Source organism: Pseudomonas atacamensis (genome assembly GCF_017167965.1).
GTDB classification, from domain to species: domain Bacteria; phylum Pseudomonadota; class Gammaproteobacteria; order Pseudomonadales; family Pseudomonadaceae; genus Aquipseudomonas; species Aquipseudomonas atacamensis.
Genome location: NZ_CP070503.1, coordinates 215,900 through 238,538, shown reverse-complemented (window position 1 = coordinate 238,538; position 22,639 = coordinate 215,900). Strand labels below are relative to the sequence as shown.

Below are 22,639 nucleotides of genomic sequence, written 5' to 3'. Positions count from 1 at the left end.
GGTGCTGCTTTTTAATGCGCTTTCCGATCCGTATCTGCCTCCGAAAAGCAGAAACAAAAACGCCCGGCCAGAGGGCCGGGCGCTTTTCTCAGGCAATCTTACTTATCGTCAGCTTCGCCCGGAACATTAGCGGTTTCAGCGCTTGTGCCTTCAACTTCTTCTTTCATGCGCTTGAGGCCCATGTGGCGCACGTCGGTGCCGCGCACCAGGTAGATCACCAGTTCGGAGATGTTGCGCGCATGATCGCCGATGCGCTCCAGCGAACGCAGGACCCAGATGATGCTCAACACCCGCGAGATAGAGCGCGGGTCTTCCATCATGTAGGTGGCCAGCTCACGCAAGGCGGTTTTGTATTCGCGGTCGATGATCTTGTCGTACTGCGCCACCGACAAGGCCAGATCGGCGTCGAAACGGGCGAAGGCGTCCAGCGCATCGCGCACCATGTTGCGTACCTGGTCGCCAATGTGACGAACCTCGACGTAACCGCGCGGCGCTTCGCCTTCTTCGCACAACTGGATGGCACGACGGGCGATCTTGGTGGCTTCGTCGCCGATACGCTCAAGGTCGATCACCGACTTGGAAATGCTGATGATCAAACGCAGGTCGGAGGCTGCCGGCTGACGACGGGCGAGAATGCGCAGGCATTCTTCGTCGATGTTGCGTTCCATCTGGTTGATCTGGTCATCGATCTCACGGACCTGCTGAGCCAGGCCGGAGTCGGCCTCGATCAGCGCCGTGACCGCGTCGTTGACCTGCTTCTCGACCAGCCCGCCCATGGCAAGGAGGTGGCTGCGCACTTCTTCCAGTTCGGCGTTGAACTGCGCGGAAATGTGATGGGTTAAACCTTCCTTCGAAATCATGATTTGCTCCGCAAAAGCCATGAGCTGCAAGCTACAAGCCGCAAGCTGATTTGTGTCGTACTCGAACCGCTCTTACTTGCCGCTTGAAGCTTGCGGCTTGCAGCTGCACGGTTAGCCATAGCGACCGGTGATGTAGTCTTCGGTCTGCTTCTTCGCCGGATTGGTGAACAGGGTATCGGTGTCGCCGAATTCCACCAGTTTGCCCATGTACATGAACGCGGTGTAGTCGGACACCCGTGCCGCCTGTTGCATGTTGTGGGTAACAATGACGATGGTGAACTTGGACTTCAGCTCGTAGATCAGCTCTTCGACTTTCAGCGTCGAGATCGGGTCGAGAGCCGAGCACGGTTCGTCGAGCAGCAGCACTTCCGGCTCAACCGCGATGGTGCGCGCGATCACCAGACGCTGTTGCTGACCACCGGACAGGCCGAGGGCCGAGTCGTGCAGACGGTCTTTGACCTCGTCCCACAATGCCGCGCCTTTCAACGCCCACTCAACGGCTTCGTCGAGGATGCGCTTCTTGTTGATGCCCTGGATGCGCAGGCCATAGACCACGTTTTCGTAAATGGTCTTCGGGAACGGGTTGGGCTTCTGGAACACCATGCCGACGCGTCGACGCAGCTCGGCCACGTCTTCGCCCTTGCGATAGATGTTGTTGCCGTACAGGTTGATCGCGCCTTCGACACGGCAGCCGTCGACCAGATCGTTCATCCGGTTGAAGGTACGCAGCAGCGTCGACTTACCGCAGCCCGACGGGCCGATGAACGCGGTCACGCGCTGTTTCGGGATGTTCATGCTGACGTCGAACAGTGCCTGTTTCTCGCCGTAGTACAGGCTCAGGCCCGGTACTTCGATGGCAACGGTTTCCTGCGCCAGGTCCAGGCTCTGCTTGTCGCGGCCCAGGGCAGACATGTTGATGCCGTGGCTGTGTGTTTCGTGCTGCATGGGTCTCACTCCGTTCGTAGCTGCAAGCTTCTGGCTGCAAGCTGCAAGTTTGAGCAAAAGCGGCTTGTAGCTTGCCGCTTGTGGCTAATGGCTTTAGCTATCCAGTGCTTTGTATTTTTCGCGCAGGTGGTTGCGGATATACACCGCCGACAGGTTCAGCGTCGCGATCACCAGCACCAGCAGCAGCGCGGTGGCGTACACCAGCGGGCGGGCTGCTTCGACGTTGGGGCTCTGGAAGCCGACGTCATAGATGTGGAAGCCCAGGTGCATGATCTTCTGGTCCAGGTGCAGGTACGGGTAGTTGCCGTCCACCGGCAGCGACGGCGCCAGTTTCACCACACCCACCAGCATCAGCGGCGCCACTTCACCGGCGGCGCGGGCCACGGCGAGGATCATCCCGGTCATCATGGCCGGGCTGGCCATCGGGATAACGATTTTCCACAGCGTTTCCGCTTTGGTCGCGCCCAGAGCCAGCGAACCTTCACGCACGGTACGCGGAATCCGCGCCAGACCTTCTTCGGTCGCCACGATCACCACCGGCACGGCCAGCAGCGCGAGGGTCAGCGAAGCCCAGAGCAGGCCCGGCGTACCGAACGTCGGCGCCGGTAATGCTTCAGGGAAGAACAAGCGGTCGACCGAACCACCCAGCACGTAGACGAAGAAACCCAGACCGAACACGCCGTAAACGATCGCCGGTACGCCGGCGAGGTTGTTCACCGCGATGCGAATAACGCGAGTCAGGGTGTTCTGCTTGGCATATTCACGCAGGTACACCGCCGCCAGCACGCCGAACGGGGTCACGATCATCGCCATGATCAGGGTCATCATCACGGTGCCGAAAATCGCCGGGAAGATCCCGCCTTCGGTGTTCGCTTCACGCGGGTCGTCGGAGAGGAATTCCCAGATCTTGCTGAAGTAGAAACCAACCTTGGTCAAGGTGCTCATGCCGTTTGGCTGGTAGGCATGCACGACTTTGCCCAGACCGATTTCGATTTCCTTGCCGTTGGCGTCTCGGGCGGTCAAGGCGTCGCGGTTGAACTGAGCATGCAAATCAGACAGACGTGCTTCGATGTCTTTGTAGCGCGCGTCCAGCTCGGCGCGCTCGGATTCCATGTCCGCTTGTGCGGTGGCGTCGAGTTTGCCTTCCAGCTCGAGCTTGCGCCCATGCAGTCGGATGCGTTCAAGACCGGCGTTGATTGCGCCGATGTCGGTTTTTTCCAGCGTCTTCAGTTGAGCCGCGAGATCGTTCACCCGATCGATGCGCGCTTGCAGTTCAGGCCATGCGGCCTCGCCCTCGGCGATGACCTTGCCATCCTGTTTGACGTTGACCAGGTAGCCGTAGAAGTTGCCCCACTCGCGACGCTCGATCGCCATCAGCTCGGGCGGTGTGGTCTGCTTGGTCAGCCACTCGCCGACGATCCAGGTGAAATCGTTGCCGTTCAGGTCACGGTTGCCGACCTTGATCAGCTCGCGGGTCATGAATTCCGGACCTTCGTCCGGTACCGGCAGGCCGGCGCTCTTCAGACGTGCGCGCGGCACTTCCTCTTTCTGCACCACTTCGCCGATCACCAGGTGATTGGCCTGGCCCGGTACGTCGTAATGGGCGTGGATCAGGTCCGCCGGCCAGAAGTGACCGAGACCGCGCACGGCAATCACCGCCAACAGGCCAATGGTCATGATGACCGCAATGGACACCGCGCCACCGCTGATCCAGACGCCCGGGGCGCCGCTCTTGAACCATCCTTTCAGGGAGTTCTGTTTCACAGACTTCTACCTTTGCTTAAAGCGACGAGTATTTCTTGCGCAGACGCTGACGAATCAGTTCTGCCAGGGTGTTCATGACGAAGGTGAACAACAGCAGCACCAGCGCCGAGAGGAACAGCACGCGGTAGTGGCTGCCGCCGACTTCCGACTCGGGCATTTCCACCGCGACGTTGGCGGCCAGGGTGCGCAGGCCTTCGAACAGGTTCATCTCCATCACCGGGGTGTTGCCGGTGGCCATCAGCACGATCATGGTTTCGCCGACCGCACGGCCCATGCCGATCATCAGCGCCGAAAAAATCCCCGGGCTGGCGGTCAGGATCACCACGCGGGTCATGGTCTGCCATGGCGTCGCACCCAAGGCCAGCGAACCCAGGGTCAGGCCGCGCGGCACACTGAACACGGCGTCTTCGGCGATCGAGTAAATGTTCGGGATCACCGCGAAACCCATGGCCAGACCGACCACCAGAGCGTTGCGCTGGTCGTAGGTGATGCCCAGGTCGTGGGAGATCCACATGCGCATGTCGCCGCCGAAGAACCAGTTCTCCATGAACGGGCTCATGTACAGCGACAGCCAACCCACAAACAGGATCACCGGAATCAGCAGCGCACTTTCCCAACCGTCCGGGACTTTCAGGCGGATCGATTCGGGCAGGCGGCTGAAGGTGAAACCGGCGACCAGAATGCCGATCGGCAGCAACATCAGCAGGCTGAAGATGCCCGGCAGATGGCCTTCTACGTACGGCGCGAGGAACAGGCCGGCGAAGAAACCGAGGATCACCGTCGGCATCGCTTCCATCAGTTCGATCACCGGTTTGACCTTGCGGCGCATGCCCGGGGCCATGAAGTACGCGGTGTAGATCGCCGCAGCGACGGCCAATGGTGCGGCCAGCAGCATGGCGTAGAACGCGGCCTTCAGAGTGCCGAAGGTCAGCGGCGAGAGGCTCAGTTTCGGTTCGAAATCGGTGTTGGCGGCGGTCGACTGCCAGACGTACTTAGGCTCGTCGTAGTTCTCATACCAGACCTTGCTCCACAGCGCGCTCCACGATACTTCCGGGTGCGGGTTGTCGAGCAGCAACGGCTGCAGCTTGCCGCCGGCTTCGACGATCACTCGGTTGGCGCGTGGCGACAGACCGAACAGGCCCTGGCCTTCAACCACCTGATCGACCAGCAACGTGCGGTGTGCGGTGCTGTGGAACACGCCGAGCTTGCCGCTGGCATCGAGGGCGAGGAAGCCTTTGCGGCGCTCTTCGGCAGCGATTTCAACGATCGGCGTGGTGCCCATCTGGAAGGTGCGGATCTGTTTCAGACGCTGCTCGCCATCGGTATCGCGGGCCATGAACCACTGGGCCAGACCGCCCTTGGAATCGCCGACGATCAGCGAGATACCGCCGACCAGCTGCGCGGTGGCGGTGACTTGGGCGTCAGCGTTTTCCAGCAGTTTGTAGCGCCCGTTGAGGCTCTTGTCGCGCAGGCTGAACACGTCGGCCTGGGCACGCCCGTTGACCACGTACAGCCACTGCTGGCGCGGGTCGACGAAGATGTTTTTCACCGGCTCGGTCATCTGCGGCAGATCGATACGCGTCTGCTCGTTGGTGACTTCGCCGGTCATCATGTTTTCTTCGCTGGTCAGCGACAGCACATTGAGTTGCGAGCCGGTGGAGCCGACCAGCATCAGCGTCGAGTCGGTGGCGTTGAGGCTGACGTGCTCCAGCGCACCACCGCTTTCGTTCAGCGCGATCGGTGCCTCGCCATAGGGATATTCGATGGCCGGGCTGATGGTTTTCTTGCCATCGGGGTAGCTGACTTTATAGGTATGACGGAACACCAGCGCCTGACCGTTGGACAGCCCCACGGCCACCAGCGGATGACCCGGCTGGTCTTCGCCGATAGATGTCACGGTGGCGCCCGCAGGCAGCGGCAGATCGACACGCCTCAATTCAGCGCCACTGTCGAGATCGAAGAACAGCGCCTGGCCCTTGTCGGACACACGCATGGCTACCTGATTCTGCTCTTCGAGCGAGATCATCAGCGGCTTGCCGGCGTCCTGCATCCAGGCCGGGGTGATCGAGTCTTTCGCGGTCAGGTCGGCACCTTGAAACAACGGCGCTACAACGTAAGCGAGGAAGAAGAAGATCAGGGTGATGGCCGCCAGCACCGCCAGGCCGCCAACGAGGACGTACCAACGGGTGAAGCGATCCTTGAGCGCGCGGATGCGGCGCTTGCGTTGCAGCTCAGGCGTATTGAAATCAATGCGCTTGGGAGGGGAAGACGTAGTCATTGGGGAATTGGCCAGATCATTCATGCGCACACCCTAGCGATCCTGTATGACAGAAAGATGACAGTGCAGTGACGCAGCAAATCCGCCAGCCGGAAGTCCGGCAGCGGAGTCGAGAATTTGGTGGTTGCAGGAGCGCTTCTGCTCGCCAAGGCGTCGGGTCAGTCACATCGATGCTGCATGTGACCACCCCTTCGCGAGCAGGCTCGCTCCCACAGGAGTCCGGCTTCAGGCCGGCCTCAGGGTGTTACTTCTTGGCGACCGCGCCGCCTTCCTGCAGACCGAGGTCAGCCAGTGCCTTGGCGGCAACCTTGGCTGGCAGCGGGATGTAGCCGTCTTTCACTACCACTTCCTGGCCCTGCTTCGACAGCACCAGCTTCACGAACTCGGCTTCCAGCGGGGCCAGAGGCTTGTTCGGGGCTTTGTTGACGTAAACGTAGAGGAAGCGCGACAGCGGATACTTGCCGTTCAGGGCGTTTTCTTCGGTGTCTTCGATGAACTCGCCGCCTTCTTTCTTGGCCAGGGCGACGGTTTTCACGCTGGCGGTCTTGTAGCCGATGCCCGAGTAGCCGACACCGTTAAGCGAGCTGCTGATCGACTGCACCACCGACGCCGAACCTGGTTGTTCGTTGACGTTCGGCTTGTAGTCGCCTTTGCACAGGGCTTCTTCCTTGAAGTAGCCGTAGGTGCCGGACACCGAGTTACGGCCGAACAGCTGGACTGGCTTGTTGGCCAGGTCACCGGTCACGCCCAGGTCGCCCCAGGTCTTGACGTCAGCTTTGGCACCGCACAGGCGCGTCGAGGAGAAGATCGCATCGACTTGAGCCATGGTCAGGTGCTTGATCGGGTTGTCCTTGTGCACGAACACCGCCAGGGCATCCACGGCAACCGGGATTGCCGTCGGCTTGTAGCCGTACTTCTGTTCGAAAGCCTGCAGCTCGTTGTCTTTCATCTTGCGGCTCATCGGGCCCAGGTTGGCGGTGCCTTCGGTGAGTGCAGGTGGCGCGGTGGAAGAACCGGCAGCCTGAATCTGGATGTTGACGTTCGGGTATTCTTTTTTGTAGTTCTCGGCCCACAGGGTCATGAGGTTGGCCAGGGTATCGGAACCGACGCTGGACAGGTTGCCCGACACACCAGTGGTCTTGGTGTAGCTCGGGATAGCAGGGTCAACAGCGGCGAACGCGTTGGCAGTCGCAACGCCAGCAGCGACAAAAGTCATTGCCGCCATCAAACGCTTCAGTTTCATGCCTTACTCCTAGCAGATAGGGTGTGTTAAGTCGGGGCCAAGTATCAGCAGGCCATGTGAACACTCTATGGCTGAAATATGACAATTGGATGAAAGGCCAGCATCGGGTTTTGCTGGATGAACAGATCGTTCCCACGCTCTGCGTGGGAACGCCGCCATGGACGCTCTGCGTCCGCATTTGAGACGTGACGCGGAGCGTCACAGGATGCATTCCCACGCGGAGCGTGGGAACGATCAGGCGGGAGAGAAAATCAACGCCCCTTCTTCCAGAGCCACGCCCCGACCAGAATCCCCATCCCGCAGAGCACCGCAACATAGTAGGCAGGGCCCATAGCGCTTTCTTTCAGCAGCAGACTGACCACCATGGGCGTCAAGCCACCGAAGATCGCGTACGCGACGTTGTACGAGAACGACAAGCCACTGAAGCGAACCACCGGCGGGAACGCTTTGACCATCACGTACGGCACCGCGCCGATGGTACCGACCAGCAAACCGGTCAATGCGTACAGCGGGAACAGCCAGTCCGGGTGGTCGGCGAGGCTGTGGTAGAAGGTCCAGGAGCTGATCAGCAGACCGAGGCAGCCAAAGACGAAGACGCGACCGGCGCCGAAGCGATCGGCCAGCGCGCCGGCGCCAATGCAGCCAAGGCTGAGGAACACGATGGCCAGGCTGTTGGCTTGCAGCGCCGTGGTCGCCGAGAAGTGGTAGACCGTTTGCAGCACGGTCGGGGTCATCAGAATCACCACGACGACGCCAGCCGAGAGCAGCCAGGTCAGCAGCATCGAAATGGCGATGGCGCCGCGATGATCACGCAGCACCGCGCGCAACGGCACTTCTTCGGCCAGTGCCTTGCGCAATTGCAGTTCGGCGAACACCGGAGTTTCGTGCAGCCAGCGGCGCAGGTACACAGAGAACAGGCCGAACACGCCGCCGAGCAGGAACGGGATCCGCCAGGCGTAATCCGACACTTCGGCTGGCGTATAAATGCTGTTGATCGCCGTGGCGACCAGCGAGCCGAGGAGGATGCCGGCAGTCAGGCCACTGGTGAGCGTGCCGCAGGCATAACCGATGTGCTTTTGCGGTACGTGTTCGGAAACGAAGACCCACGCTCCCGGCACCTCGCCGCCAATCGCCGCACCCTGGATCACCCGCATCAGCAGCAACAGGATCGGCGCCCAGATGCCGATCTGCGCGTAGGTCGGCAGCAGGCCCATGATCAGCGTCGGCACGGCCATCATGAAAATGCTCAGGGTAAACATCTTCTTGCGCCCCAGCAGGTCACCGAAGTGCGCCATGACGATGCCGCCCAAAGGACGCGCCAGATAGCCGGCAGCAAAGATGCCGAACGTCTGCATCAAGCGCAGCCACTCGGGCATGTCGGCCGGGAAGAACAGCTTGCCGACGACGGTGGCGAAGAAGACGAAGATGATGAAATCGTAGAACTCCAGCGCCCCGCCGAGGGCGGACAGCGACAGAGTCTTGTAGTCATTGCGGGTCAACGGTCGTGCGGGTTGCTCGGGCTGCGCGAGGCTCGAAGGCGCTGTGGTCATGGCAAGGGCTTCTCTTATAGTCGAATCTGTCGCCACAACAACGCTGGCGGTGGCTCGGACAGGTTCGGCACCATAGCAAATTGTTCGAAAAAGCACATAGAGGCGCGTAATTGACGTTCGAAATCAGAACCGGGTGGTCGTCGCGGGGTCTATCGACCGATATACTCGCCACCTGCGCAGGATTTGTAAGAGGTTGCTGTGCGAAAACGTTGTTGGCCCGTCCTTTGCTCGGGATTTAGCCTTTTTCGCAGAGTTTCCCTTTAGGCGCCTGATGGAAAACGTGACGAACGCAGTGTGTTCGGTGTTGAATCGTTTTTCTTGACGACGGCTACCACCCGCAATACCCACGAAGAGTCACGGGTCAGAGGCCCCTCGGCATGATAGAGCTCGAACAAGAAGATCCGATCCCACAGGGCGACCTGGCCCTGCAAATCACCGCACTCCCGCGCGAAACCAACGGCTTTGGCGATATTTTCGGCGGCTGGCTGGTCGCGCAGATGGATCTGGCCGGCACCGCCATGGCCAGCCGGGTGGCCGGTGGCCGCGTTGCCACTGTCGCCATCGACCGCATGGCGTTTCTCGTCCCGGTCGCGGTCGGCGCGCAGTTGTCCTTTTATACCCAGACCCTGGAAATCGGCCGCAGCTCGATCCAGATGATGGTCGAAGTGTGGAGCGATGACCCACTGTCCAGCGAATGGCGCAAGGTCACCGAAGCGGTTTTCGTTTTCGTCGCCATCGACGGCAGCGGTCGCACCCGTTCGGTGCCGCCACGCGCGCGTTAAACCTCGCGGCCGTTTTGCGGTCGATAGTCGTCCCCAGTGTCTGATCGAGAGTTGCCCATGAACACGCCCAACGTTGAAGCCGTGAAACAGGATGAACTGAACTGCTGGCGCATCCGCCACGGCAAGGCCGAAGTGCTGGTGGCCCAGCAAGGCGCGCACATCCTCAGTTATCAGATCGACGGCCAGCCGCCGATCATCTGGCTCAACGACAAGGCCGAGTTCAAGACCGGCAAGAGCATCCGCGCCGGCGTGCCAGTGTGCTGGCCGTGGTTCGGCAAATTCGAACGCAATCCGAGCAGCGTGCAGGCCATGTACACCGGCGAGCAACCGGCCCCCGCGCACGGTCTGGTGCGGGCGATGGATTGGCAGTTGGGCAACATCGAATCAGAGGCTGACGGCATCAAGGTCGAATTCAAGCTGCCCTACCCGGAAGGTGGCCTGCCGGGCTGGCCCCACGAGGTCGATCTGACCCTGACCCTGCATCTGGCGGATCAACTGCACTACAGCCTGACCAGCCATAACCGTGGTAATGACACCGTCACGCTGAGTCAGGCGCTGCACACCTATTTCGCCGTGAGTGACGTGCGCAATGTGCATGTCGACGGCGTGGCCGGGCTGAATTATATCGAGACCCTGGATGACTGGAACACGGCCAGCCAGAGCGGCGATCTGCATTTCGCCGGCGAGACCGACCGCATCTACCTCGACGTTCCGCCGCAATTGAGCATCATTGATCCGACCTGGGAACGACGCATCGTGCTGACCTCCACCGGCTCGCGCACGGCGGTGATCTGGAACCCATGGATCGACCGCGCCGCCGCCCTGCCGGACATGGACAACGATGGCTGGCAGCGCATGCTGTGCATCGAAACGGCGAATGTGATGGATGATCTGGTGACCCTGGCGCCGGGGGCGAGCCATACGATGGGTGTCAGCGTAGCTGCTACGCCGCTCTAAGCTCTAGCGCCATACAAAAGGGCAAAGAGCCCTGTGGCGAGGGGATTTATCCCCGCTGGGTCGCGCAGCGGCCCCGCTTTTTTTAAATCAGAAGCTGGGGCCTGCTGCGCAGTCCAGCGGGGATAAATCCCCTCGCCACAGATAAATCCCTTCACCAAAAAGACTCACTCCTACATTTATCTGTGGCGCGCTTTAGAGGTCAGCCTCCTGCACCACCCGCACCTTCTCCGCCTCCAGCGCATACGCCGCATCAGCGAGGTCATTGCTGACCTTCTCGATTTTCAGCGTGCCGGTCACCCACAGCGGTGTGTAGATATCGTCCAGCTTCAAACCCTTCGGATATCGCACCAGCACCAATTGATTGGGCGGCGGTGGCGGAACATGGATGCAGGCGCCCGGATACGGCACGAGGAAGAACAACGTGCTGCGGCCCTTGGCATCGGACTCCAGCGGCACCGGGTAACCACCGATGCGGATGTGTTTGTCATTCATCGACGCCACGGTTTTCGTCGAATACATCACCGCCGGCAGACCTTTGGCCTGCTTCATCCCGCCCTTCTCGGTGAAGGTGCCGGTGGCTTCGGGGGAGTTGTGGTCGATTTCCGGCATGGCCTCGAGGGCCTTTTGATCCGACTTGGGCATCAGTTCCAGCCAGTCGGTTTCCGGCAGTTCGCCGGCGTGGGCGAGACTGCTGCCCAGCAAGAGGAGAGTCAACAGAAGACGGCGCATGAAGGTGCTCGGCAGGCAAAGGAATGGACGGTGAGTCGCCGCGCATTCTAGCCCTCCCGGCCGCGCGGGCCGAGAGGGCTTTGTCGCTTTCGATCAGTTCTTTTTGATCAGACCGTAGATCACCAGCAACACGACAGCGCCGACCAGTGCGCCGAGGAAACCAGCGCCCTCGCCCGCCTGATAGATGCCCAGAGCCTGGCCGCCGTAGGTGGCTGCCAGCGAACCGCCGATACCGAGCAGGATGGTCATGATCCAGCCCATGCTGTCATCGCCCGGTTTCAGGAACCGAGCCAGCAGGCCGACGATCAAGCCGATAAAGATGGTTCCGATAATTCCCATGGCATTTCCCTCTGATTTGGTAGATATGCCAAAGCCTAGACAGACTTTGGCATCCTGCCATGAGAGAACGGCGGCCCCTGAATGGTTCCGCCGCGGCCACATGAAACTGGTTTACTCGGCGATCAGCGCTTGGACCTTGATGATCTGCGCTTGCAGCGTGGCCATGTCGGCGCAGCGCAGGTTGGCATGGCCGACCTTGCGTCCGGCCTTGAAAGCTTTGCCGTAGTGATGCAGATGGCAGTCTTCGATGGCGATGACTTTTTCCACCGGCGGCACTACACCGATGAAGTTGAGCATCGCGCTCTCGCCGACCTTGGCGGTCGAACCCAGCGGCAGGCCGGCCACGGCACGCAGGTGGTTTTCGAACTGGCTGCACTCGGCACCTTCGGTGGTCCAGTGCCCGGAGTTGTGCACGCGCGGGGCGATTTCGTTGGCTTTCAGGCCACCGTCGACTTCGAAGAACTCGAAAGCCATCACGCCGACGTAGTCGAGGTGCTTGAGCACACGGCTGGAATAATCTTCGGCTAGCGCCTGCAACGGGTGATCGGTGCTGGCCACCGACAGCTTGAGGATGCCGCTGTCGTGGGTGTTGTGCACCAGCGGATAGAACTTCGTTTCACCATCGCGGGCACGCACGGCGATCAGCGACACTTCGCCGGTGAATGGCACGAAGCCCTCCAGCAGGCAGGCAACGCTGCCCAGTTCGGCGAACGTACCGGCAACATCTTCCGGCTTGCGCAGGACTTTCTGGCCCTTGCCGTCATAACCCAGGGTGCGGGTTTTCAGCACGGCCGGCAGACCGATGGAAGCGACGGCGGCGTCCAGGTCGGCTTGCGACTGGATGTCGGCGAAGGCCGGGGTCGGAATGCCGAGGTCTTTGAACATGCTCTTTTCGAACCAGCGGTCACGAGCAATGCGCAGGGCTTCGGCGCTCGGGTAGACCGGCACGAATTGCGAAAGAAACGCCACGGTTTCGGCCGGGACGCTTTCGAATTCGAAGGTCACCAGATCGACTTCATCGGCCAGTTGGCGCAGATGATCCTGATCGCCGTAATCGGCCCGCAGGTGTTCGCCCAACGCAGCGGCGCAAGCGTCCGGCGCAGGGTCGAGAAAAGCGAAGTTCATGCCCAGCGGAGTGCCCGCCAGAGCCAACATGCGACCCAACTGGCCGCCACCGATTACACCGATCTTCATCTCAACAACCTCAGGCAATACGTGGGTCTGGATTGTCCAGGACGCTGTCTGTCTGCTCGGCACGGAAGGTTTTCAGTACCGCATGAAATTGCGGGTGCTTGGCGCCGAGGATGCTCGCCGAGAGCAGGGCGGCGTTGATTGCGCCGGCCTTGCCGATGGCCAGGGTGGCGACCGGAATGCCCGCCGGCATCTGCACGATCGACAGCAGCGAATCGACGCCCGAGAGCATGGCCGACTGCACCGGCACGCCCAGCACCGGCAGGTGGGTCTTGGCCGCACACATGCCTGGCAAGTGGGCGGCGCCACCGGCACCGGCGATGATCACCTCGATGCCGCGGCTTTCAGCCTCTTCGGCGTACTGGAACAGCAGATCCGGGGTGCGGTGGGCGGAAACCACCTTGACCTCGTACGGGATGCCGAGCTTTTCCAGCATATCGGCGGTGTGGCTAAGGGTGGACCAATCGGACTTGGAGCCCATGATCACGCCAACCAGTGCACTCATCGTCGCGCCTCTTCTCTCTGGAGCGCCCGCAGGCGCATCATAAAACAACAAGCCACGCAGGTTGCGTGGCTTGATTGTGCGAAAAATGGCCGGACGTGCCGGCCGAAGGCCGCGCAGTATACCGCAAAGAAAGCAATAAACAGCCCCCGAAACGACCATCTGTCAAATGAGCGAAACGCCCGGTTTTATTGACCTTGAGGTCAGCGAAAGAACAGCGCAAAAATCCCCCTGTGGGAGCGAGCCTGCTCGCGAAAGCGTTGTGTCAGACGATACCTCAGGGCCTGACACTGCGCATTCGCGAGCAGGCTCGCTCCCACATTCGATCTTCATCAGCTTCAAGCGCTTTGTGCGGCGCCGCCTTCAAGCTTGCGCCACAGCAACCGCACGTTGGCCTTGCGCACCAGGGCGCAGCGGTACAGGCGGATCTCCAGCGGCACATGCCACTGCGGGCCGCCGCACACCACCAGTTCACCGCGAGCCAGTTCGGCGCGCACACTCAATTGCGGCACCCAGGCGATGCCGAGGCCTTCCAGCGCCATGCTTTTCAGGCTGTCGGCCATCGCGGTTTCGTAGATCGTGGTGAAGCGCAACTGGCGCTGGCGCAACAATCCATTCACCGAACGCCCAAGAAACGCACCGGCGCTGTACGCCAGCAACGGCACGCTCGCCTCGCCTTCCAGATCGAACAGCGGTTTGCCATCCAGATCTGCCGCGCACACCGGCAGCATTTCGGTCTGGCCCAAATGCAGCGACGGGAAGATTTCCGGGTCCATCTGCATCGCCGAATCCGGGTCGTAGAACGCCAGCATCAGATCGCAGCCACCTTCACGCAAAGCGTGCACGGCGTCGCCAACGTTGGTCGCCACCAGCCGCGTGGCGATGTTCAGCCCTTCGTTGCGCAACTGGGCGATCCAGCGCGGGAAAAAGCCCAGCGCCAGCGAGTGTGCCGCCGCCACCTGCATCACCTCGCCCTGCCCGCCTTCCAGATGATGCAGATGGCGCAGCACTTCGCCGAGCTGTTCGACCACGGTGCGCGCGGTCACCAGAAACAACTGCCCCGCCGCCGTCAGTTCGACCGGCGTGCGCGAGCGATTTACCAAGGTCAGCCCCAGCGCCGCTTCGAGGCTGCGGATCCGCCGGCTGAACGCCGGCTGGGTCACGAAGCGCCGTTCGGCCGCCTGCGAGAAGCTGCGGGTGGCGGCCAGGGCACTGAAGTCCTCGAGCCATTTGCTTTCCAGATTCATCACGTCCTCCCGGACACGCACCAAAACAGGTCACACGTCTACCGCACAGGCGGCGTCACACGGGCATTATGCCGAATGTGCATAGGGCAGTGCTGAACAGCATTGGCCCAAAAATCCCCACAAGCCTAGCATTCGCAGCGTTCCGGCACAGACCGGGTCCTTATCGAGATGATTTCTATCATGTCCTCCGCTGCATCTTTCCGCACAGAAACCGACCTGCTTGGCGCCCTCGAAGTACCGGCCCATGCCTATTACGGCATCCAGACCCTGCGAGCGGTGAACAATTTCCGCCTCTCGGGCGTTCCGATTTCGCATTACCCGAAACTGGTTGTGGGCCTGGCGATGGTCAAACAGGCCGCCGCTGACGCCAACCGCGAGCTGGGTCACCTGAGCGAAGCCAAGCACGCTGCCATCAGCGAAGCCTGTGCCCGATTGATCCGCGGCGATTACCACGAAGAGTTCGTGGTCGACATGATTCAAGGTGGCGCCGGCACCTCCACCAACATGAACGCCAACGAAGTGATCGCCAACATTGCTCTGGAAGCGATGGGCCACGAGAAAGGCGAGTACCAGTACCTGCACCCGAACGACGACGTGAACATGGCGCAGTCGACCAACGACGCCTACCCGACGGCGATCCGCCTGGGTCTGCTGCTGGGTCACGACGCGCTGCTGGCCAGCCTCGACAGCCTGATTCAGGCGTTCGCGGCCAAGGGTAAAGAGTTCGACCACGTCCTGAAAATGGGCCGTACCCAGCTGCAAGACGCCGTGCCGATGACCCTCGGCCAGGAATTCCGCGCGTTCGCCACCACCATGGGCGAAGACCTCGCGCGTCTGAAGACGCTGGCCCCGGAGCTGCTGACCGAAGTCAACCTGGGCGGCACCGCGATCGGCACCGGCATCAACGCCGACCCGCGCTATCAGGCACTGGCTGTTCAACGTCTGGCTTTGATCAGCGGCCAACCGCTGGTACCGGCCGCCGACCTGATCGAAGCGACCTCCGACATGGGCGCCTTCGTGCTGTTCTCAGGCATGCTCAAGCGCACTGCGGTCAAGCTGTCGAAGATCTGCAACGACCTGCGCCTGCTGTCCAGCGGCCCACGCACCGGCATCAATGAAATCAACCTGCCGGCGCGTCAGCCAGGCAGCTCGATCATGCCCGGCAAGGTCAACCCGGTGATCCCGGAAGCCGTGAACCAGGTCGCGTTCCAGGTCATCGGTAACGACTTGGCGCTGACCATGGCAGCCGAAGGCGGCCAGCTGCAACTGAACGTGATGGAGCCGCTGATCGCTTTCAAGATCCTCGATTCGATCCGCCTGCTGCAACGCGCCATGGACATGCTGCGCGAGCACTGCATCGTCGGCATCACCGCCAACGAAGCGCGCTGCCGCGAACTGGTCGAGCATTCGATCGGTCTGGTCACCGCACTGAACCCGTACATCGGCTACAAAAACGCCACCCGCATCGCCCGTATCGCCCTTGAAAGCGGCCGCGGCGTGCTGGAACTGGTGCGCGAAGAAGGTCTGCTCGACGAAGCCATGCTCGCCGACATCCTGCGCCCGGAAAACATGATTGCCCCGCGTCTGGTTCCGCTCAAAGCCTGAGCCGACGCGAACTTGTAGCACCGCTCACCAGGTCGAGGGACTAGACACCTCTCACCTTTTGAGGGCTTGGGGATTTTGTCCCCGAGCCCTTTTTTTTAACTGTTTGATCCTGAAACCCGAACGTAGAGGACTGAACAATATGCAGGTGAGCCCTTGTGGCGAGGGGATTTATCCCCGCTGGGCTGCGAAGCGGCCCCGATAGCAACAATAAGGATGTACCAGAAACACCGCGTGCAATGGTTTACGACTGCTTCGCAGCCGAACGGGGATAAATCCCCTCGCCACAAACGCCAAGTGTTTCAAAGCTTCGTTTCGTCGCTTGCACCACTACCGTGCAGACGGGCGCGCCACTGATCGGTATAGTGCCGCCCCTCTTCGCGTGAGCGGTCGTCGGTAACGAGGCCATAACCCATGCGAAACCCGAACTAATAACAAAACCCGCGATATGGATCCGGGACGAAACCTTCGCCTCACCCGTCGTGCCGCGTGCGTGCCGGTGTAACACGATGTTTCTCCGATCCAGCATTTGCACCCACAAAAAACAGCGAGGATAAATCCATGCTCGAAGTCATCAACGACTTCCTCTCAGGGAAAGTACTGATCGTGCTCATTGTCGGGCTCGGTAGCTACTTCACGATTCGCTCGCGTTTCGTTCAACTGCGTCATTTCTTCCACATGTTCGCGGTGTTCCGCGACAGCCTCAAAGGCAGCGCCGGGCAACTCAGCTCGTTCCAGGCCTTGATGCTCAGCCTCGCCGGCCGCGTCGGTGCAGGCAACATTGCCGGTGTCGGCATCGCCGTGACCCTCGGTGGTCCGGGTGCGGTGTTCTGGATGTGGGTGACCGCACTGGTCGGTATGTCCAGCAGCTTCTTCGAGTGCACCCTGGCCCAGGTCTACAAGCGCGCCGATGGCGACGGCCTGTACCGTGGTGGCCCGGCGTATTACATCCAGCACGGGCTCAAGCTCAAGGGCATGGCGATAGTCTTCTCCGTTCTGCTGCTGGTCACCTACGGCTTCGCCTTCATCGGCCTGCAGTCCTACACCGTGACCCACTCGCTGCAGAACGCCTTTGACTTCAACCCGCAACACACCGGTATCGTCCTCGCGGTGCTGCTGGCCATCACCTTTATCGGCGGGATCAAGCGCATCGCTTCGGTCTCCGACCTGCTGGTACCGATCAAGACCCTGGCCTACATCGGCGTGACCCTGTACGTGATCGGCACCCAGATCGAACACGTACCGGCCATGCTGGAAACCATCTTCAAGAGCGCCTTCGGCCTCGACCCGGCCTTTGCCGGTCTGCTCGGCAGCGCCATTGTCATGGGCGTGAAGCGTGGCGTGTTCGCCAACGAAGCGGGCCTGGGCAGTGCGCCGAACGTCGCCGCTGTGGCCGCCGTCAAGCACCCGGGCGCGCAGGGCGTGGTCCAGGCTTTCAGCGTGTTCCTCGACACCTTCGTGATCTGCACCTGCACCGCGCTGCTGATCCTGCTGTCGGGCTTCTACACCCCGGGCTTCGAAGGTGACGGCATCGTCCTGACCCAGAACTCGCTGGCTGCCGTGGTCGGTGACTGGGGTCGCATGTTCGTCAGCGTCGCGCTGTCGCTGTTCGTCTTCACCTGCATCCTCTACAACTACTACCTGGGCGAGAACAGCTTGCAGTTCCTCAGCCGCAACCGCGCCCTGCTGATGCTGTTCCGCGGCCTGGTGCTGGCGCTGGTGGTGTGGGGTTCGATGCAGGACCTGACGACAGTGTTCGCCTTCGCCGACATCACCATGACCTGTCTGGCCTTCGTCAACCTGGTGGCCCTGGCCATGCTGTTCAAGGTCGGCCTGCGGGTGATGCGCGACTACGATGAGCAGCGTCGCGCCGGCGTCAAACAGCCAGTGTTTGATTCGAGCAAATTCGCCGACCTGGATCTGGATCGCAACGCCTGGCCGGTGAACCCGCCAGCAGCGGCGGGCCAGACTGAAACTGCGCCGCAAGGCGTACCTGCAGCGCAACGCTGACAGGTGAATGACGGGCGCATCCCCTGCGCCCGTCAGTTATTGTGATGCAATAACCTGCAGGAGCGAGCCTGCTCGCTCCTGCAAGGCCCTCATCGTTTCGGAGAATCCTATGAGCTCGTCGACCTATCCCGCCGCTCAACACGTCATGGTGCTCTACACCGGTGGCACCATCGGCATGCAGGCCAGCGCCAACGGGCTGGCCCCGGCGTCCGGTTTCGAAGCGCGGATGCGCGACTATCTGCACAGCCAGCCTGAGCTGGTAGTGCCGCAGTGGCAGTTTCGGGAAATGTCGCCGCTGATCGACAGCGCCAACATGACCCCGGCCTACTGGCAGCAACTGCGCGAAGCGGTGGTCGATGCCGTGGACGTGCAAGGCTGCGACAGCGTGCTGATTCTGCACGGCACCGACACGCTGGCGTACAGCGCGGCGGCGATGAGTTTTCAGTTGCTCGGCCTGCATGCCCGCGTGTGTTTCACCGGCTCGATGTTGCCGGCGGGCGTGACCGACAGCGATGCCTGGGAAAACCTCGGCGGCGCGCTGGTCGCCCTCGGCCAGGGCCTGGCGCCGGGCGTGCATTTGTACTTCCACGGTGAACTGCTGGCGCCGACCCGCTGCGCGAAAGTGCGCAGCTTCGGCCGCCATCCGTTCAAACGCCTGGAGCGTCAGGGCGGTGGTGTGAAGGCGCCGTCGATCCCAGTCGCGCTGAACTACAACCAGCCGAAGCAACTGGCGAAAGTCGCGGTGTTGCCGCTGTTTCCCGGGATCAGTGCCGAGGTTCTCGACGGTCTGCTCGACAGCGGCATTCAAGGTCTGGTGCTGGAATGCTACGGCAGCGGGACCGGGCCGAGCGACAATCCAGAGTTCCTCGCCAGCCTTGGCCGCGCACGGGATAACGGCGTGGTGGTGGCTGCAGTGACGCAATGCCATGAAGGTGGGGTCGAGCTGGATATCTACGAGGCTGGCAGCCGCTTGCGTGGGGTCGGCGTGTTGTCCGGTGGCGGCATGACGCGCGAGGCGGCGTTCGGCAAGTTGCATGGTTTGCTGGGGGCCGGGCTGGAAACGGCGGAAGTGCGACGATTGATCGAACTGGATCTCTGCGGCGAACTGAGCTGATCTGTCACAACGCAAATCCCCCTGTGGGAGCGAGCCTGCTCGCGAAAGCCATGACACATTCGGCATTCGTGTGCCTGACACACCGCTTTCGCGAGCAGGCTCGCTCCCACCAGGGATTTTTGTACGGCATATAAATTGCTGCGTTCCAGCCACCTCCAGGCTGGAAGATCCCATGCTCCACTCCCACCTCACCACCCTCAACGCGGTCTCGCTGATCCTCAACACGTTCAAGGCCGAAGGCCTGTCGAGCGAGGCGCTGCTGGCTGGCAGCGGCATCGTGGCGGCCGATCTGCAGCGTGCCGATACGCGCATCACCACCCATCAAGAGATGCAGGTCTGCACCAACGCGGTCGCGCTCAAACGTGACATCGGCCTTGAGTTGGGCCGGCGCATGCACGTGTCCTGTTACGGCATGCTCGGTTACGCCCTGCTGACCTGTGCCACCTTCGGTGACGCTTTGCGTCTGGCGATCCGTTATCCGGCGCTGCTGGGCACGTTGTTCGAACTGAGCCTGGAAGACGATGGCGAGCAGGTGTGGTTCGTCGCTGCTGATTACCGTGAAAGCCCGGCGATGGCGGTGTTCAACGCCGAATTCTGTCTGGTGTCACTGAAAGTCATCTGCGACGACTTGCTCGGCCATCCGCTGCCGCTGCGCGCCACGCGCTTCGAACATGCAGCGCCGGACTATCGCGACAGCTACGCCGAACCCTTCGACTCGCCGCTGCACTTTTCGGCCAAGGACAACGCCTTCGCCTTCGACCGCCACTGGCTCGAGCAGCCGCTGCCGCTGGCCGACGCGATCACCCATCAGGCGATGGCAGAGCGCTGCCGCAAACAGAATCTGGAGTTCACCGGACGCCAGGCCTGGCTGGGGCGGATTCGGCAGTTGCTCAGCGCACAATTGAATGCCGCGCCGGGACTGGAAGGTCTGGCACAGCAGATGAAGTGCTCACCGCGCACCCTGCGTCGGCATTTGAAAGACATGGGCAGCAGCTATCAGGAACTGCTCGATGAACTGCGCTTCGAACGGGCCAAGCAGATGTTGTGTGAGGATCAGCTGCCGATCTATCGGATCGCCGAGACGCTGGGCTTCAGCGAGACCGCGAGTTTCCGCCATGCGTTTGTGCGCTGGAGCGGCGTGGCGCCGAGTCAGTTCAGACCGCATTGATGGCTGCTCCAGGCATGAGCCTGCATGAACAAGGGGCGAATTTCGGTCAGAGGTTTTGGCCATATCTATCCCCTTTTGGCCGCTCCCGACGTTCTCCGATTCAACTTGCGCCGCAACACTGAAGACCACCGAATCAGCCTTGCGGAGAACAACAAATGCTGACGATCTACTCAGACGATCACCACTTGCACCATGGCCGCTGCGAACTCATCGATGGCCAGCTCAAGCCGTGCTTCGAGATGCCGTCGCGTGCCGACCATGTGCTGCAACGCGTGCACAAGCAAAACCTCGGTGCGGTCGAAGCGCCGAAGGATTTCGGCCTGGAGCCGATCGCGCGCATTCACAGCCGCGGCTATCTGGAGTTTTTCAAAGGTGCATGGCAGCGCTGGACCGAGTTCAACACTGACGGCGACTTGCTGCCTTACACCTGGCCGGCGCGCACCCTGCGTGCGATCAAACCGACCAGCCTGCATGGCCAGCTCGGTTATTACAGCTTCGACGGCGGCGCGCCGATTACCGCCGGCACCTGGCAAGCGGCCTACAGCGCAGCGCAAGTGGCCCTTACCGCGCAGGCTGAAATCCAGCGTGGCGCACGCGCGGCCTTCGCCCTGTGCCGTCCGCCGGGACATCACGCCGCCAGCGACTTGATGGGCGGTTATTGCTACCTCAACAACGCCGCCATCGCCGCTCAGGCCTTTCTCGATCAGGGCCACAAGAAAGTCGCGATTCTTGACGTCGACTACCACCATGGCAACGGCACTCAGTCGATTTTCTACGAACGCAGCGATGTCCTGTTCACTTCGATCCACGGCCACCCGGAAGCGGAGTTTCCGTTCTTCCTCGGCTATGACGACGAGCGCGGCGAAGGTGCCGGTGAAGGTTTCAATTTCAACTATCCACTGCCGGCCGGTTCCGGCTGGGATGTGTGGAGCGCGGCGCTGGATCAGGCCTGCGACGAGATCGCTCGCTATGGCGCCGACATCATCGTCGTCTCCCTCGGCGTCGACACGTTCAAGGACGACCCGATCTCGCAGTTCAAACTCGACAGCCCGGATTATCTGGCCATGGGCAAACGCATCGCCGCCCTCGGCAAGCCGACCCTGTTCGTCATGGAAGGTGGCTACGCGGTGGAGGAAATCGGCATCAACGCGGTGAACGTGCTGGAAGGTTTTGAACAATGAAAAAGCGACTGATCGCCTCGGCGCTGTGCGCGGCTCTGCTCAGCGCTGGCGCCTACGCCGAAGAACGCACGCTGCGCGTCTATAACTGGTTCGACTACATCACGCCCAAGGCGCTGGACGACTTCAAGGTACAGAACAGCCAGACCAAACTGATCTACGACATCTTCGACACCAACGAAGCGCTCGAGGCCAAGCTGCTCACCGGCAACTCCGGCTATGACGTGGTGGTGCCGTCCAACGTGTTCCTCGCCAAGCAGATCGAGGCCGGGGTGTTCCAGCCGCTGGATCGCAGCAAACTGCCGAACTGGAATCACCTTGATCCGAAACTGATGAAGCTGATCGAGGCCAACGACCCGGGGAACAAGTTCGCCGTGCCATACATGTACGGCACCATCCTGATTGGTTTCAACCCGGCCAGGATCAAGGCGGCCCTGGGCGACAACGCGCCCGTGGACAGTTGGGACCTGATCTTCAAAGAGGAAAACATCAGCAAGCTCAAGCAGTGCGGCGTCGCCCTGCTCGACTCGCCGTCGGAGATTCTGCCGCTGGCTCTGCAACACCTCGGCCTCGACCCCAACAGCGAGAAGCCGGCGGATTACGCCAAGGCCGAAGCGCTGCTGATGAAGATCCGCCCTTACGTGACGTATTTCCATTCCTCCAAGTACATGGCTGACATTGCCAACGGCGACATCTGCGTGGCCGTCGGTTATTCCGGCAGCTTCTCGCAAGCGGCCAACCGCGCCAAGGAAGCGAAAAACGGCGTGGTGGTCGATATGCGTTTGCCGAAAGAAGGCGCGCCGATCTGGTTCGACATGCTCGCCATTCCCAAGGGCGCGAAGAACACCGAGGACGCCTACACCTTCATCAACTATCTGCTGCAACCGGCGGTGATTGCTCCGGTCAGCGACTTTGTCGGTTATCCAAACCCGAACAAGGACGCCACCGGCCTGGTCGATCCAGCCATTCGCAACAACCCGAACCTGTATCCGACCGATGCGGCAATGAGCACGCTCTACACCTTGCAGCCGCTGCCTCGGGATGCCGAGCGTGCACGTACGCGAGCCTGGACGAAAATCAAGTCCGGGACCTGAAACCGGCTCGTTTGCCGAAGACCCGCCGAGGCGGGTCTTTTTTTGCCTGGCAGCTTTATCTACCGCACGGGTCGCTGTCGCGCCTT

19 protein-coding genes are annotated in these 22,639 nt (G+C 61.3%); 8 read left to right on the top strand and 11 right to left on the bottom strand.

Going from position 1 to position 22,639, the window contains the following annotated elements; all coding sequences use genetic code 11:
* Positions 1–98: 98 nt before the first annotated feature.
* The 6 genes from phoU to JWU58_RS01055 all read right to left on the bottom strand — a co-directional run bounded on the left by phoU (position 99) and on the right by JWU58_RS01055 (position 8,640).
* Positions 99–860, bottom strand: a complete 762-nt coding sequence (gene phoU, locus JWU58_RS01080) for a phosphate signaling complex protein PhoU (RefSeq protein WP_016772483.1) — start codon at positions 858–860, stop codon at positions 99–101.
* Between the two features lie 111 nt (positions 861–971).
* Positions 972–1,805, bottom strand: coding sequence for a phosphate ABC transporter ATP-binding protein PstB (gene pstB, locus JWU58_RS01075; protein WP_016772482.1), 834 nt, complete (start codon positions 1,803–1,805; stop codon positions 972–974).
* 93 nt (positions 1,806–1,898) lie between these two features.
* On the bottom strand, positions 1,899–3,569 hold the full coding sequence (pstA, locus tag JWU58_RS01070) for a phosphate ABC transporter permease PstA (protein WP_016772481.1): 1,671 nt from the start codon (positions 3,567–3,569) through the stop codon (positions 1,899–1,901).
* Between the two features lie 16 nt (positions 3,570–3,585).
* A complete protein-coding gene (locus JWU58_RS01065) occupies positions 3,586–5,871 on the bottom strand; it encodes an ABC transporter permease subunit (protein WP_024014834.1) in 2,286 nt (761 codons plus the stop codon).
* 220 nt (positions 5,872–6,091) lie between these two features.
* A complete protein-coding gene (locus JWU58_RS01060; RefSeq protein WP_016772480.1) occupies positions 6,092–7,090 on the bottom strand; it encodes a phosphate ABC transporter substrate-binding protein PstS in 999 nt (332 codons plus the stop codon).
* A gap of 251 nt (positions 7,091–7,341) precedes the next feature.
* Entirely contained in the window at positions 7,342–8,640 is a 1,299-nt protein-coding gene (locus JWU58_RS01055; protein WP_110599782.1) for an MFS transporter, read from the bottom strand.
* Positions 8,641–9,017: 377 nt separating this feature from the next.
* On the opposite strand from JWU58_RS01055, the gene JWU58_RS01050 reads away from it, so the two are divergent.
* Positions 9,018–9,422 (top strand): acyl-CoA thioesterase, encoded by a 405-nt coding sequence (locus JWU58_RS01050; RefSeq protein WP_003229628.1) that lies wholly within the window; start codon positions 9,018–9,020, stop codon positions 9,420–9,422.
* A gap of 57 nt (positions 9,423–9,479) precedes the next feature.
* Positions 9,480–10,379: a D-hexose-6-phosphate mutarotase gene (locus JWU58_RS01045; protein WP_206421361.1), complete on the top strand. Its 900-nt coding sequence runs from the start codon at positions 9,480–9,482 to the stop codon at positions 10,377–10,379.
* Positions 10,380–10,571: 192 nt separating this feature from the next.
* On the opposite strand, the gene JWU58_RS01040 is transcribed toward JWU58_RS01045, so the two are convergent.
* The 5 genes from JWU58_RS01040 to JWU58_RS01020 all read right to left on the bottom strand — a co-directional run bounded on the left by JWU58_RS01040 (position 10,572) and on the right by JWU58_RS01020 (position 14,387).
* The gene (locus tag JWU58_RS01040) at positions 10,572–11,108 is read right to left on the bottom strand and encodes a DUF3299 domain-containing protein (RefSeq protein ID WP_130888951.1); all 537 of its coding nucleotides are present in this window, start codon (positions 11,106–11,108) and stop codon (positions 10,572–10,574) included.
* A 93-nt stretch (positions 11,109–11,201) separates the two neighbouring features.
* The gene (locus JWU58_RS01035; protein WP_016772475.1) at positions 11,202–11,447 is read right to left on the bottom strand and encodes a GlsB/YeaQ/YmgE family stress response membrane protein; all 246 of its coding nucleotides are present in this window, start codon (positions 11,445–11,447) and stop codon (positions 11,202–11,204) included.
* A gap of 111 nt (positions 11,448–11,558) precedes the next feature.
* Positions 11,559–12,641, bottom strand: coding sequence for a 5-(carboxyamino)imidazole ribonucleotide synthase (locus tag JWU58_RS01030; protein ID WP_073470876.1), 1,083 nt, complete (start codon positions 12,639–12,641; stop codon positions 11,559–11,561).
* Positions 12,642–12,651: 10 nt separating this feature from the next.
* On the bottom strand, positions 12,652–13,143 hold the full coding sequence (gene purE / locus JWU58_RS01025) for a 5-(carboxyamino)imidazole ribonucleotide mutase (RefSeq protein ID WP_007920220.1): 492 nt from the start codon (positions 13,141–13,143) through the stop codon (positions 12,652–12,654).
* Between the two features lie 335 nt (positions 13,144–13,478).
* On the bottom strand, positions 13,479–14,387 hold the full coding sequence (locus tag JWU58_RS01020; protein WP_024014837.1) for a LysR substrate-binding domain-containing protein: 909 nt from the start codon (positions 14,385–14,387) through the stop codon (positions 13,479–13,481).
* Between the two features lie 180 nt (positions 14,388–14,567).
* On the opposite strand from JWU58_RS01020, the gene aspA reads away from it, so the two are divergent.
* The 6 genes from aspA (at position 14,568) to JWU58_RS00990 (ending at position 22,553) form a co-directional block, all read left to right on the top strand.
* Positions 14,568–15,992, top strand: coding sequence for an aspartate ammonia-lyase (gene aspA, locus JWU58_RS01015; protein WP_016772472.1), 1,425 nt, complete (start codon positions 14,568–14,570; stop codon positions 15,990–15,992).
* A gap of 558 nt (positions 15,993–16,550) precedes the next feature.
* Positions 16,551–17,999, top strand: coding sequence for an alanine/glycine:cation symporter family protein (locus JWU58_RS01010; RefSeq protein WP_016772471.1), 1,449 nt, complete (start codon positions 16,551–16,553; stop codon positions 17,997–17,999).
* Positions 18,000–18,108: 109 nt separating this feature from the next.
* Positions 18,109–19,113 (top strand): asparaginase, encoded by a 1,005-nt coding sequence (locus JWU58_RS01005; RefSeq protein ID WP_206421360.1) that lies wholly within the window; start codon positions 18,109–18,111, stop codon positions 19,111–19,113.
* Positions 19,114–19,285: 172 nt separating this feature from the next.
* Positions 19,286–20,281, top strand: coding sequence for an AraC family transcriptional regulator (locus tag JWU58_RS01000; RefSeq protein WP_122880274.1), 996 nt, complete (start codon positions 19,286–19,288; stop codon positions 20,279–20,281).
* A gap of 155 nt (positions 20,282–20,436) precedes the next feature.
* On the top strand, positions 20,437–21,462 hold the full coding sequence (locus JWU58_RS00995; protein ID WP_206421359.1) for a histone deacetylase family protein: 1,026 nt from the start codon (positions 20,437–20,439) through the stop codon (positions 21,460–21,462).
* A complete protein-coding gene (locus JWU58_RS00990) occupies positions 21,459–22,553 on the top strand; it encodes a polyamine ABC transporter substrate-binding protein (RefSeq protein ID WP_206421358.1) in 1,095 nt (364 codons plus the stop codon). Before JWU58_RS00995 ends, JWU58_RS00990 begins: the two co-directional genes overlap by 4 nt.
* Positions 22,554–22,639: the final 86 nt, after the last annotated feature.